The sequence below is a fragment of the Pseudomonas sp. PB103 genome, assembly GCF_009764635.1.
Taxonomy (GTDB): domain Bacteria; phylum Pseudomonadota; class Gammaproteobacteria; order Pseudomonadales; family Pseudomonadaceae; genus Aquipseudomonas.
The window spans coordinates 73,156-87,820 of sequence record NZ_RWIL01000148.1 but is presented as its reverse complement, the minus strand read 5'-3'; the positions used below and the strand labels follow the sequence as shown (position 1 = coordinate 87,820).

The following is a 14,665-nucleotide window of genomic DNA, read 5'->3' as shown; positions in this document are numbered from 1 at the left end:
CGACGCACACATCAGGCCAGGGCGGATCAGACCGTTTCGGGATACATCACGGTGCGCAGCACGCTCACCAGTTCCTGATAGATCGCCTCCACTTCTTCAGTGACCATGCGCATGCGCAGGAAGTCGTGCACGTGGCCGCTGAATTCGCGGCATTCAAGCAGTCCTCCGGTGCTGGCCAAACGTTCGGCGTAGGCACGGCCTTCGTCCAGCAGCGGGTCGAAGCCTGCCAGGGCGATGTAGGCCGGGGCGGCGCCGGCGAGGTCGTTGCTCAGCAGTGGCGAGAAACGCCAGTCGCTGCGGTCCTCGATGCTGCGGGCGTAGTGCTGGTAGAACCATTCCAGGGAATCGCTTTCCAGCAGGTAGCCTTCGCCGAGCAAGTCCATCGATTCACGGCGCTGCGAGGCGTCGGTCACCGGGTAGCAGAGCAATTGCAGGCAGGGTTTCAGCGCGCCGGGGGCGCGCGCCTCAAGCGCCAGCACGGTCGCCAGCGTGGCGCCGACGCTGTCGCCGCCAAACACCAGGCGCGACAGATCGAGAGCAAATTCACCAGCCTGTTCGCGCAGCCAATCCAGTGCATCGGCACAATCGTGCAACGCCACCGGGAACTTGTGTTCCGGCGCGCGGCGGTAGCCGACCGACAACACTGCACACGGCGTGCGCGCGCAGAACTCGCGGCAGATACCGTCGTGGGAATCGAGGCTGCCGACGACAAAACCCCCGCCGTGCAAAAACAGCAGCACCGGCAAGACACCGCCCTTTTGCAACGGACGGTACAAGCGCAAGGTCAGTTCAGCGCCGTCGCGGGCACGGTGTTGCACCTCGCTCACGTCGACATCCGGCACGGCCCAACGCATCTGTTGCGAGGACTGCTCGAACGCCTCACGCGCCTGCTCGGGTGTCCCTTGGTGAAACGCGTCGTTCTGACTGTCTTCGACCAGATCAAGAAACGCCGCTACTTCCGAATTCAATGACATGCATCACATCCCGGGCTGTTGCGCGCAATGCGCACCGGCCCTCTCAAAAAGTTAAAGACCGGCTCAACGCGCCGACTGTTGCAGGCAATGCTCGACCAGCGCTTCCAGCTCGGCCTGATACTGCTGCATCAAGGTCTCGATGGTGCTTGGGCGGAAGCGACGGGTGCTGTACATGCAACGCATCGACAGCTTGCCGTCGAACACCTGACCGACGATTTCCAGCCAGTTGCCAAGGTTGGCGTCCAGGCTGTAGACGTCGCCGATGTGCTCGTCCGCCGGCATCAGCATCGCCTGCTCATCAAAGGTCTGGTCGAACTGCCCCAGGTAGTTGAAGGTCAGTCGCGCCTGTGGCAAGGCCGCCAGACGCTGCTGCACCGACGCATCAGCCATGTAGCGCAACGCGCCGTAGCCGACGCCCTTCTGCGGCACCGCCGCCAACTGTTCGCGTACCGCCAGAATCGAGGCGCCGAAATCCTGCTCGGTCAACGGCGTCAGCCGTACCGGGAACATGGTGGTGAACCAGCCGAGCGTGCGGCTCAGGTCCAGCCCTTCGACCAGGTCTTCACGGCCGTGACCTTCCAGTTGCACCAGCACCGACTCGGCCTCGCTCCAGCGACACAGCACACGACCGAGCGCCGTCAGCAGCAGATCGTTGATCTGCGTGCCGTACACCGCTGGCGCCTGTTTGAGCAATTGCCCGGTGCGGGTGGCGTCGAGGCCCATGAAGGTTTCTTCGCGGAAACGCACCAGGTTCTTGCCACGCGGGTTGTCACACGGCAAATCCTTGCCCGGCTGATCCAGCTGTGCCAACCAGTAATCCAGCTCTTGCTCGACCAGTGCCGGCACCTGCGCCGCGAGGCCATCGGCCCAGGCGCGATAGCTGCTGGTGCGCTGCGCCAGTTGCGGTTCGCGGCCCTGACTGAACGCCTCGTAGGCCAGTTGCAAGTCTTGCAGGAATACCCGCCACGACACCGCATCGATCACCAGGTGATGCACCACCAACAGCAGACGCACCTCGCCGTCCGGCAGGTTCACCAGCAGGCCGCGCAGCAGTGGCCCCTCGAGCAGGTTGAGGCTGCGCTGGGCCTGGTTGACCAGTGCGTCGAGTTGCTCGATGTCGCTGATCTCCCGTTGCCACAGCAACGGGTTGCGCTCAGCGATGCGCAAGCAGTCCGGCAACGTTTGATAGTGCTGCAACCAGCGGCCCTGATCCTGATAGAAGCGCAGGCGCAACGAATCATGCTGCTCGAGCATCAACCGCAGCGTCTGCTCCAGCGCCGGGGCATCCAGTGCCTGGCGCGAACGCAGCATCATCGCCTGGTTGAAATGCTGCGGTTCACTCATGCCCTCGGCGAAGAACCACTCCTGGATCGGCAACAGACCAAACGCGCCAGCCTGCGCCACATGACTGCTGTCGGCAGTCTGGCTCGAGCGGGCGACCGCTTGCTGGTCGAACAGGTTGCCAATGGTCTGGAAGCGCATCAGGTCGCGCAGCTTGATCTCCAGTTTCAGTTGCGCATGGTTGCGCGCCCGGGAAATCACTTGCAGACTGAGAATCGAATCACCGCCCAACTCGAAGAAGTTGTCGCTGATACCCACCTGTTCCACTTGCAGCACGTCGGCCCAGATCTCTGCCAGCCAACGTTCCTGCTCGTTGCGTGGCGCCTGATATTGATCGGCGCAAAACGCTGGCTCCGGCAGCGCTTTGCGGTCCAGTTTGCCGTTCGGCGAGATCGGCAGGCGCGCCAGGCCAATGATCTGCAGCGGCACCATGTATTCCGGCAGTTGTGCGCGCAACAGGGTCTTCAGACGGTCACCGGCGTTGTCGTCGGCGCTGACCACGTAACCGATCAACTGTTTGCCCGAGACGCCGTCACGGGCGATGACCACGGCATCGCTGACGCCGTCCTGCGCACGCAGGCAGGCTTCGATTTCACCCAGTTCGATACGGAAACCGCGAATCTTCACTTGGTGGTCGGCACGGCCGACGTAATCGAGGATGCCGTCATGGCGCAGGCGCACCAGGTCACCGCTGCGGTACAGACGACTGCCCGGCGCGCCGAACGGATCCGGCACGAAGCGCTCGGCGGTGATGGCCGCACGGCCATGGTAACCGCGGGCAACCCCGTAGCCGCCGATATACAACTGGCCGGACAAGTCTTGTGGCAGCGGATTGAGGTCGTCGTCCAGCACCCACAGCGAGCGTTGGCCGACCACTCGCCCGATCGGCGCATAGCCGGCAGCGCAGGCTTCATCGTTCGGCGCTTTCCAGAGCATCGGAGTGACCACGGTTTCGGTCGGGCCGTAACCGTTGGTGATGAACTGCGGCTGCAACACGCGGCGCACTTGCGCCAAGGTCTGCTCCGGCACAGCGTCACCGCCCAGGCAGTAAATGCGCACGTTCGGCACGGCCATACCGCTGGCCTCGACGTACTCGGCCACCTGCTTGAGGTAGGCCGGCGGGAAGCAGGCGATGTCGATCGAACGGCTGAGCAAGGCGTGGCTGGTCTGCTCTGGCGTCCACAGTTCATGATCGCGCAGCACCAGGGTGCCGCCGAAAGCCAGGGTGGTCAGCCAGCGTTCATGCGCACCATCGAAGGCGAACGACATGAAATGCAATTCGCGGGTGGTCGCGTCCATTTCGTACAGTTCGCGGATCGCCTGGCAATGCATGCTCAGCGGTCCGTGGGTCACCGCCACACCTTTGGGCAAACCGGTAGAGCCCGAGGTGTAGATCAGGTACGCGAGGCTGTCATCACAGGTCTGCACGCGCGGCGCGGTGTGCGGATATTGATTGCCATCGAAATGATCGAGATCGAGCAATGGCAGGTTCGCCGGCAGCGGCAAGCGCTGGCTGGCGGCGCCACGGCTGATCATCTGACGCATGCCGGAGTCTTCGATCATGAAGGCCAGGCGCTCGCTCGGATAATCGATGTCCAGCGGCACGTAGGCAGCGCCACTTTTGAACACCGCGAGCAAGGCCACCAGCATGTCGAGCGAGCGCTCGAGTGCGACACCGATCAGCACTTCCGGACCGGCACCCGCCGCGATCAAATGATGCGCCAACTGGTTGGCACGGCGCTCAAGTTGCGCATAGCTCAACTGCTCGTCGGCACATTCGGCGGCAATCGCCTCAGGGCGTTGTGCGGCAATCATCGCCGGCAACAGCTCGCGCCGGTGCACCGCCGCCGGTTCTGCGCCCCACTGTTGCAAGGCCTGCCATTGCGGCGCAGCCAGACGTTGCAGATTGCCCAGACGCTCGGTCGGCTGCTGCATCATGCTGTGCAGCAACACTTCCATGGTCTGGCGGATCCGCTCGACCGCTTCGACACTGAAACGATCACGCAGGAACAGGTACTCGATGGAGAACTCTTCGCCCAGATGCACCGCCAGGTCCATCGGGAAGTTGGTCACGTCATGGCTGGCCGAGGTGCCGAAGCGCAAGCCGCGCGGCGCCTGTTCCAGACGCTGGTCGATCGGGTAGTTCTCGAACACGATGATGCTGTCGAACAAGGCTTGCCCGCCCTGCCCCGACCAGCGCTGAATGTCCGCCAGCGGTGCGTGAGCATGTTCACGCAGGTCGAGGTTATAAGCCTGCAGACTGCTCAGCCAGGCGTTCAGCGGCTGCGCCGGATCGAGGGTCTGGATCACTGGCAAGGTATTGATGAACAGGCCCAGCATGCTGCCGGCATTCGGCAAGCCTTCCGGGCGCCCGGCCACGGTGGCACCAAACGCCACGCTGTGCTGACCGGTGTAGCGCTGCAACAGTAGCAACCATGCACCTTGAATCAGCGTGTTGGCGGTGATGCCCTGCGCTCGGCAATGCTGCTGCAACAAGGCGGTCTGCTGTGCGTCCCAACGGGTGTACAACGCCTGGTGACCGTGCTCGGCGGACTCGTGACGCGGGTGCATCGCCTGGCTCAACGCGGTCGGTTCGACCAGCGTCTGCAAGTGGCCGCGCCAGAATTGCTGCAGTTGCGCCGAATCCTGCTGCTGCAACCACGCGATAAAGTCGCGATAACGACCGCTCTCGCCTTCAACCTGACCGGTTGCGTAATGCTGCAGCACCTCGCCGAACAACTGCGAACTGCTCCAGCCGTCCATCAGGATGTGGTGGCTGGTCCAGATCAATTGGTACTTGTCCGCACCCAGACAAATCAGGCGCGTGCGCTGCAACGGCATGCGGTCCAGCGCAAAGCCCTGAACGCGCTGCTGACGGGCGAACTCGGCGAGTTGCGCTTCATCCATCGGCGTGTCCAGCGCTTGCAGGTCAACCACGCCCTGACGGTGGACGATCTGCACGGGTGACGCCTGGCTGTCTTGCCAGTGGAACGACGTGCGCAGAATTTCGTGGCGCTGCACCACGCATTCCCACGCGGCCCGGAAGCGCTCGATATCGAGGCCTTCCACCGACAGGTTGAGCTGGTTGACGTAGAGATCGTCGCCATCATCGGACAAGGTGTGGAACAGCATGCCCTGCTGCATCGGCGACAACGGATAGATGTCTTCGATGTCCGCGACTGCCACTGGCAAACCGTCCAGACGCGCCTGACTCAGCGCGGCCAGCGGGAAATCCGACGGCGTCAGGCCGTGGTTGCCCGGAACCACGCAGTGGTCGATCAGCGCCGTCAGTTCACGCCCGTAATCATCGGCCAATGCCTGCACGGTCGCGGTGTCGAACATCTGCTCGCTGAAGCTCCACGACAGGCTCAGTTCACCGCCATACACCTGGCCGTTGACCGACAGCCAGTTACCCAGTGGGGCGCGATCGCTGAGGTCACTGCCGGCACTTTCGCCGGCCGGCAGGAACAGCGCAGCGTCGTCGAACTGGCTGTCGAACTGGCCAAGGTAGTTGAAGGTGATTTTCGGCGTTGGCAGGTCTGCCAAAGCCTCACGCGCCGACACATCGCCCAGATAACGCAAGGCGCCAAAACCGATGCCCTTGTCGGGAATCGCACGCAGTTGTTCCTTGATCTGCTTGATCGAGTCAGCGAGCCCGCTGGCCGGCGTCAGGTGCACCGGGAACACGCTGGTGAACCAGCCGAGGGTGCGGCTCAGATCGATATCGTCGAACAGGTCTTCACGACCATGTCCTTCCAGCTGAATCAGCGCCGAGGCATGCCCACTCCAGCGGCTGATGACGCGCGCCAGTGCGGTCAGCAGCAGGTCGTTGACCTGCGTGCGATAAGCCGCCGGGGCCTGTTGCAACAGTTGTTTGGTAAGCTCAGGGGCAAGACGCGTCTGCACACTTTGCGCGTAGCGGTTTTCCAGGCTGCCGTCCGGGCGCTCGCACGGCAACGTGGTGCTGGCCCCCTGCAAGTGCTCACGCCAGAAGGCCTGTTCATCATCGAGGCTGGCGGTGTGCGCCTGCAGGCGCTCGGCCCAGGCTTTGAAGGCGCTGGTCTTGGCCGGCAACGCGACCTCGCGCCCGGCCTGAATCTGGCTGAACGCGGTGTGCAGATCTTCCAGCAGAACCCGCCACGAGACACCGTCGACCACCAAGTGATGCACCACCAGCAGCAAACGCTGAGTGTGGTCCGGCAGATCGAGCAGCACACCTCGCAGCAGCGGACCGTCGTGCAGATTGAGGCTGCCCTGAGCCTGCTGACAGGTGGCTTCGATTTCACCCGGATCGGTCAGCGTGCGCTGCCAGAGCAGTGTTTGCGCAGGCTCGATCGGGCGGTGAGTGGCTGTCCAGCCGTCAGTCGTTTCACTGAACGACAAGCGCAAGGCATCGTGATGCACAACCAGTGCCTGAAGCACCTGCGCAACGCTGTCGGCGTGCAGGGTCATCGCCGGTTTGAGCAACAACGACTGGTTCCAGTGATGCCGCTGGGGAATTTCGCTGGCGAAGAACCATTGCTGGAACGGCAGCAACGGCGTCGCGCCGCTGACCGGCCCCTGGTCGATGCTCAGCAGCGTGCCGCCCAGTTGCGCGACTGCCGCCAGTGCCTGCACGGTCTGGTGCTGGAACAAATCCTTGGGCGTGAACTGGATACCGGCCTGCCGCGCACGGCCGACCACTTGAATCGAGATGATCGAATCACCGCCCAGCTCGAAGAAGTTGTCCGTGGCACTGACCCGCTCCAGGCGCAGGACATCGGCCCAGATCGTGGCGATGCGTTGCTCCATGTCGTTGCGCGGCGCCACGTAGCTGTTCTGCATCAGGCTGGCATCCGGTGCCGGCAGCGCCTTGCGATCCAGCTTGCCGTTCGGGGTCACCGGCAAGTGCGCCAGCACCATCAAGTGCGCCGGCACCATGTGCGTTGGCAGACTCTCCTTGAGGGTGTTGCGCACGCTGTCGCGCCATTCGCCCAGATGGGCTTCTGCCACCGGCTGCGCCGGCACCAGATACGCCACCAGTTGCTTGCCGCTGAGCCCGGCATGCGCCAGCACCACGGCTTCGCGCACGCTGCTCAGTTCCAGCAGACGCGCTTCGATTTCGCCCAGTTCGATGCGGAAACCACGGATTTTCACTTGGTTGTCGACGCGGCCCTGATAGTCAAATACGCCATCGGCGCGCTCACGCACCAGGTCCCCGCTGCGATACAGACGACTGCCCGGCGCCCCGAACGGATCGGGTACGAAGCGTTCAGCGGTCATCGCCGGACGATCCAGATAACCCCGGGCCAGCCCGCTGCCGCCCAGGTACAACTCGCCCATCACGCCCTGTGGCAACGCATTGAGATCAGCGCTGAGCACACAGGTGCTGCGGTCGCCGATACGCGTGCCGATCGGTGCATAGGCCGCGCCGCACTCGTCATTGCGTCCGGCCTTCCAGATCAGCGGAGTGACCACGGTTTCGGTCGGCCCGTAACCGTTGATGATGTACTGCGGCGCCAGCGCGGCACGCGCCCGCTCGAAACTGTCGTTGGGCACGGCGTCGCCGCCGAAGCAGTAAATGCGCACTGCCGGCGGCTGGCCAACCTGTTCGGCGTGCTCGGCCAATTGCTGCAGGTACACCGGCGGGAACGCCGCCACGGTCACACCGTGCTGTTGCATGGCGGTATAGGTCTGCTCCGGGCTCCACAGACTGTCGTCACGCAACAACAGCCGCGAGCCATGGGTCAGCGGGGTCAGCCAACGCTCATGTGCGCCGTCGAACGCGAACGACATGAAATGCAGTTCGCAATCGTCCGGGGTCATTTCATAGCGCTGGCCGATGGCCTGGCAATGCATCGCCAACGGGCCGTGCGCCACGCACACGCCCTTGGGTTGTCCGGTGGAACCTGAGGTGTAAATCACGTAGGCGAGGTTTTCCGCCTGCACGTCAACCTGCGGCGCAACGTCTGGCCATTCGGCGGTCGACAGCGTGTCCAGGTCCAGTGCGCGCAAACCGGCGCTCAGCGGTAACTGGGTGCGCAGTTGCGAATCAGTGAGCAACAGCGCGATGCCCGAGTCTTCGATCAGATAGGCCAGGCGTTCGCGCGGATAACTGGCGTCCAGCGGCACGTAGGCGCCGCCGGCCTTGAGCACAGCGAGCAAGGCCACCAGCACCGATGGGCTGCGCGGCAGGGCTACGCCGACGCGCACTTCCGGGCCGACACCTTCATTGATCAACACCTGCGCGAGGCGATTGGCCTGGGTTTCAAGCTCGGCGAAGGTCAACGCCTGATCGCCACAACGCACGGCCTCTTGTTGCGCCTGCTGCGCCGCAATCACTGCGATGCGCTGATGCACCAGCAACGGGTCGGTGCACGGCTGCGCACGATTGCTGCCCTGCAAACGGTGCTGTTCTTCACGGCTGAGCAGGGTCAACGCGCCGAGACGCGCATTGGCCGACTGCACGAATTGCTCCAGCAGCGAGGCCAGTTGTGCGTGCAGACGAGCAATCGTCGCCTGGCTGAAATTCGCCGCGGCAAAGCTGTAATGCACCGACAGGGTTTCGCCCAGATTGACCCCGACCGTCAACGGGAAGTTGGTTTGTTCACGGGTGTCCACCGCGCCGAAATTCAGGCCCAGCGCTGAACCTTGCTCCAGCGCTTCGGAGATCGGGTAGTTCTCGAACACCAACAGGTTGTCGAACAGGCCATCGCTGCCCTGCCCCGACCAGCGCTGGATATCGGCCAGTGGCGTGTGTTCGAAATCACGCAGGGCGATGTTGAGTTCTTGCACGGTTTGCAGCCACTGGCCGACCGTCAGTTGCGGTTCCGGACGGGCAATCACCGGCAAGGTGTTGATGAACAGGCCGACCTGCTGCTCGACGCCCGGCAGGCTCGCCGGACGCCCCGACACGGTGGCGCCGAACGCCACGGTCGATTGCCCGGTGTAACGCTGCAACAGCAGCAGCCACGCCGCTTGCACCAAAGTGTTAAGGGTGACTTTTTGCTGACGGGCAAATTCACTCAGGCGCAACGTGCCGGTGGCGTCGATCCACTGCTGATATTGTTCGGTCCCGCCATTCGCGCTCGCCGAACGATCCGCCAGCCCTTGGGCCAGGCGGGTCGGCTCATCAAATTGCGCCAGACGCTCAAGCCAGAACTGCTCGCTGAGCTGACTGTCCTGACGCTGCAGCCAGGCGATGTAATCGCTGTAGCGGCCGATGGCTGCTGCTGGCACTTGCCCGGCATAGCGTTGCAACACCTCACCGAGCAACTGCGAGTTGCTCCAGCCGTCCATCAAAATGTGATGACTGGTGTAGAGCAGTTCGTGACGGTCTGCAGCGGTGCGCACGACCACCAGGCGCAGCAACGGCACCTCGTTCAGGTCGAACGGACGGCTGCGCTCGGCCTCGGCCAGCGCGTCCAGCGCTTCACTCGGCTGGCCGCGCCAGTCGTGAACGGTGAACGGCAGCGTGGCCGTGCGTTCGACGATTTGCAGTGGCTGTGCTTGCTCGCCGCCCCAGACAAACCGCGTACGCAGAATGTCATGAGCCTCCAGCGCCGCTTGCCAGGCCTGACGGAAACGCTCGACATCGAGCCCTTCCACCGACACGCGCATCTGGTTGATGTAATCGCCCGAACCTTGTTCGTACAGAGTGTGGAAAAGCATGCCCTGCTGCATCGGCGACAGCGGATAAACGTTGTCCACCGCTTGCGGATCGGTGATCAGTTGATCGAGCTGCGCCTGAGTCAGGTCAGCCAACGGGAAGTCCGACGGCGTCACGCCGCGGTTGTGCGTATCACAGCAATGGGCGATCAGTGCATTGAGTTCTTGCGCATAGTCATCAGCCAGACGCTGGATCGTCGCCTGATTGAACATTTCGTGGCTGAACGACCAGCTGAGGTTGAGCTCGCCGCCATAGACCTTGCCGTTGATGTCCAGCCAGTTGGCCAGCGGCGCCAGCGAACTCTGTTCACGGCCGGTACTTTCACTGGCGGGCACGAACAGCGCGGCATCGTCGAACTGGCTGTCGAACTGCCCCAGGTAGTTGAAGGTAATGCGCGGTACCGGCTGCGCGGCGAGGGTCTGTCGCGCGCGCTCATCGCCCAGGTAACGCAAGGCTCCAAAACCCAGGCCTTTGTTCGGCACGCCACGCAGTTGTTCCTTGACCGCCTTGAGCGAGTCGGCCAGGCCCATGGCCGGGGTCAGGCGTACCGGGAACAGGCTGGTGAACCAGCCAACGGTGCGGCTCAGGTCGATGTCATCGAACAGCTCCTCGCGGCCATGACCTTCGAGTTGAATCAGGGTCGAAGCCTGCCCGGTCCAGCGGCAGATCACCCGCGCCAGTGCCGTCAGCAAGACATCGTTGATTTGTGTGCGATAGGCGGCGGGCGCCTGCTGCAACAGTTGGCGGGTCTGATCGACATTCAGGCGGGTTTCCACACTCACCGCGTGACGGTTTTGCAAGGTCGCCACTGGGTTGTCGCAAGGCAGATCGGCAGGTGCCTCGCCCAACTGCTCGGCCCACCACGCCAGTTCGCTATGCAGCTCGCCGGCGGCGAACGTTTGCAGGCGTTGCGCCCAGTCCTTGAACGGGCTGGTCTTGGCCGCGAGTTTGATTGCCTGGCCGTTTTGCAGTTGCTCGCAAGCGTTCTGCAAATCTTCCAGCAACACACGCCACGACACACCGTCGACCACCAGGTGATGGATCGCCAGCAACAACCGCTGGCTGCCGTCGGCCACATTCAGCAGCACGGCGCGCAACAGCGGACCGTTTTGCAGATCGAGGCTGCCTTGCGCGGCGTCGCACACCGCTTCGATTTCGTCGACGTGCTGCACGCTCGCCTGTTGCAGCAACGCCTGGTTATCCGGCGCACGGTGCGTGGCCGTCCAGCGTTCAGCACCTTCGCTGAAGCTCAGGCGCAAGGCATCGTGATGCGCCACCAGCGCTTGCAAGGCGCGTTCGAGGACATTGGCGTCGACCGCCTGCGAAGGTTTCAGCAGCAGCGACTGGTTCCAGCGCTGACGCTCAGGAATCTGCAGTTCGAAGAATCGTTGCTGGAACGGCAGCAACGGCGTGCTGCCGGTGACGGCGCCCTGCTCGATGCTGAACGCCGCTTCGCCACGCTGGGCGACCCGGGCCAGACCTTGCACAGTCTGGTACTGGAACAAATCCTTGGGGGTAATGCGCAGACCGGCCTGACGCGCGCGGCTGACCACCTGAATGGAGATGATCGAGTCACCGCCCAGAGCAAAGAAGTTATCCGTGACGCCCACCTGCTCCAACCCGAGCACGGCCTGCCAGATCTCACACAATTGCCGTTCGTTGTCGTTGCTCGGCGCCAAATAGGTGTGCTGTTCCAGCGCTGCATCAGGTTTAGGCAGGGCCTTGCGGTCAAGCTTGCCGTTGGGGGTCAGCGGCAATTGTTCGAGGAACAGCAAGTGCGCCGGCACCATGTACTCCGGCAGGTGTTCACGCAGGCCGGCCTTGAGCACTTCGCGCAGCCGCGCCTGTTCTTCGGCATTGCCCAGGGCAGCGCTCGGCACGATGTAGGCGACCAATTGCTGACCGCTCGCGCCTTCCTGCGCCAGCACCGCCAGTTCGCGCACCGCGTCTTGTTGCAGCAGGCGGGCTTCGATCTCGCCCAGCTCGATGCGGAAACCGCGCACCTTGACCTGATGGTCGATCCGCCCGACGTATTGCAGGTTGCCGTCAGCTTGATAACGCGTCAGGTCACCCGTGCGGTAGAAGCGCTCGCCCGGAGCGCCGAACGGGTTCGGCAGATACTTTTCTGCGGTTAATGCCGGCCGGGCCAGGTAACCGCGGGTGATGCCGGCACCGGCCAGATACAGTTCGGCGGCAACGCCTTGCGGCACCGGTTGCAGCTCGCCATCGAGGACATAGCTGGCGGTGTGCTTCAGTGGCCGGCCTATGCTCGGCTGGCCACCGGCCGTGCGCCGGGTCCAAGTCGAATAGGTGGTGTCTTCCGACGGACCGTACAGGTCGAAAACATGCTCGACCGTCGGTTGCGCGTACAAGGTGTCGACCAGCGCTTGCTTGAGCGGCTCGCCGGCCAAATTGATGATGCGCACGCTCGGCGGGATCTCGCCGCTGCGTTGCAGGGCGGCAATCGCCGACGGCACGGTGTTGATCAGGCGCACCTGATCGCGAGCCGGCAACTGCGGCAACTCCAGCGCATTACGGGCGATGATCAGCGAGCCACCGTTGGCCAGGGTGACAAACAGTTCCCACACCGACAGGTCGAAACACACCGAGGTCGAGGCCAGCACGCCTTGAATATCGTCGCGGCTGTACACCGATTGCGACCAGTCGATCAGCGCCAGCACGTTGCGATGCGCGATCGCCACGCCTTTCGGTTTGCCGGTAGAACCGGAGGTGTAAATCACATACGCCAGGTTGTCGGCCGACACCCGCGTCTCCGGCGCATGCGTAGGGTACGCGGCGAAATTTTCGGCGGCGTTGTCCATCAGCAGCACGTCGGTGTCGGCCGCAATCGCCAGATTGGCGGCGACCTCGCGTTCGGTCAGCAGGCACAGCGCACGGCTGTCTTCGAGCATGTAAGCGACACGGTCGGCCGGGTAATCCGGGTCGAGCGGCACGTACACCCCCCCAGCCTTGACCACCGCCAACAGCGCGACCAGCAGATTCTCCGAGCGCTGCATCGCCACGCCGACCCGTACTTCCGGGCCGACGCCACGTTCGATCAAGGCATGCGCCAACGGGTTGGCCCGCGCTTCAAGCTGGGCATACGTCAGGTGCCGCTCGGCAAAGGTCACCGCGCGTGCATCCGGGGTCTGCGCCGCCTGACGAGCGATCAACTGGTGGATGCACAGATTGCTGGCAAACGAAGCGTCCACAGGATTCCAGTCGTGCAGCAACACCTGCCGCTCACTGGCATCGAGCAACGGCAACTCGCCGACGCGCTGTTGCGCATCGCTGACGATGCCCTTGAGCAACGCCTGCAAGTGCCGGCCCATACGCTCGATGGACGTCGCCTCAAACAGGTCCGTGGCGTAGATCAGTGAGGCCCACACGCCTTGCAGCGACTCGTGGGTTTCCAGGGTCAGGTCGAACTGCGCCGTGAGGCTGTCCCAGTTCACGCTCTCAACCGCAAGCCCCGGCAATTGCATGGCCTGATTGGCCTGCCGCGCGCCGCTCTGATGGTTGAACATCACCTGGAACAACGGGCTGCGGCTCAGGCTGCGTTCCGGCGCCAGGGCTTCGACCAATTGCTCGAAAGGCAGATCCTGATGCGCCTGCGCGCCCAGCGCCGTTTGCTTGGCCTGGGCCAACAGAGCGCTGAACGGCATGCTGCTGTCGAGGCTGGCGCGCAAGACTTGGGTGTTGACGAAAAAGCCGATCAGCCCTTCGGTTTCCGCGCGGTTGCGGTTGGCAATCGGCACGCCGATGCGAATGTCATCCTGACCGCTGTAGCGATGCAGCAAGGTCTGGAACGCCGCCAGCAACAGCATGAACATCGTCACGCCTTCACGGCGCGCGAGGTCCTGCAAGCCTTTGCTCAATGCCGCGTCCAGTTGCAGATCCAGACGTGCGCCGCGATAGCTTTGCACCAGCGGGCGTGGATGGTCGGCCGGCAATTCCAGCACGCCGGGATCCGAGCCCAGGTGCTCGACCCAATAGCTCAGTTGCCGCTCGCGCTCACCGGCGTCCATCCAGCTGCGTTGCCACTGGGCGAAATCGGCGTACTGGATCGGCAACGGTGCAAGCGTGGCCGGCGCGCCCCGACTGAACCCGGCATAGAGTTCGATCAGTTCGCCGACCATCACTTGCATCGACCAGCCATCGGAAATGATGTGATGTTGCACCATTACCAGAACGTGATCGTCCGGTGCCAGTTGCAACAGGCAGACCCGCAGCAACGCATCCTGTTCAAGGTCGAACGGGCGGGCGATCTGCGCTTCGATGGCCGCGCGCAAACGCGGCTCATCGACTTCGCCTGCCAGCGCATGAACCTCGATCTGCAAGGCATACGGCGCCTTGATCAGTTGAATGGCCTTGTCCTGATCACCTCGGGCAAACCCGGTGCGCAGACTTTCGTGACGTTCGATCAGCGTATCGAAACTGCGCTGCAGTACTGCCATGTCCAGGGCGCCGCGCAAGCGCAACGCCGTGGGAATGTGGTACGCCGCGCTGTCCGGCTCCATCTGCCAGAGAAACCACTGCCGCTCCTGGGCATAAGACAACAGCAGCGGTTCACCTTCGGTGCGCCGGAAAATCGGCGCGATGCCATAAAGGTTAATGCCCTGTTTGCCCAGTAGAATCGCCAGCGCCTTGCGTTTCTCGGGAGAAAGCGCGCCTACCGATTCAATCAACTGCTGCATGCCGT

General features: G+C 63.4%; 2 protein-coding genes. Both read right to left on the bottom strand.

Going from position 1 to position 14,665, the window contains the following annotated elements:
- Window positions 1-26: 26 nt before the first annotated feature.
- On the bottom strand, window positions 27-974 hold the full coding sequence (locus tag EJA70_RS26265) for an alpha/beta hydrolase (RefSeq protein WP_158834653.1): 948 nt from the start codon (window positions 972-974) through the stop codon (window positions 27-29).
- A 63-nt stretch (window positions 975-1,037) separates the two neighbouring features.
- The gene (locus EJA70_RS26260; protein WP_158834650.1) at window positions 1,038-14,660 is read right to left on the bottom strand and encodes a non-ribosomal peptide synthase/polyketide synthase; all 13,623 of its coding nucleotides are present in this window, start codon (window positions 14,658-14,660) and stop codon (window positions 1,038-1,040) included.
- Between the last annotated feature and the right edge of the window lie 5 nt (window positions 14,661-14,665).

What these genes read in the sequence shown, in the direction of transcription:
- EJA70_RS26265 (WP_158834653.1), bottom strand. Translation starts at nt 974, where the DNA reads ATGTCATTGAATTCGGAAGTAGCGGCGTTTCTTGATCTGGTCGAAGAC.
- EJA70_RS26260 (WP_158834650.1), bottom strand. Translation starts at nt 14,660, where the DNA reads ATGCAGCAGTTGATTGAATCGGTAGGCGCGCTTTCTCCCGAGAAACGC.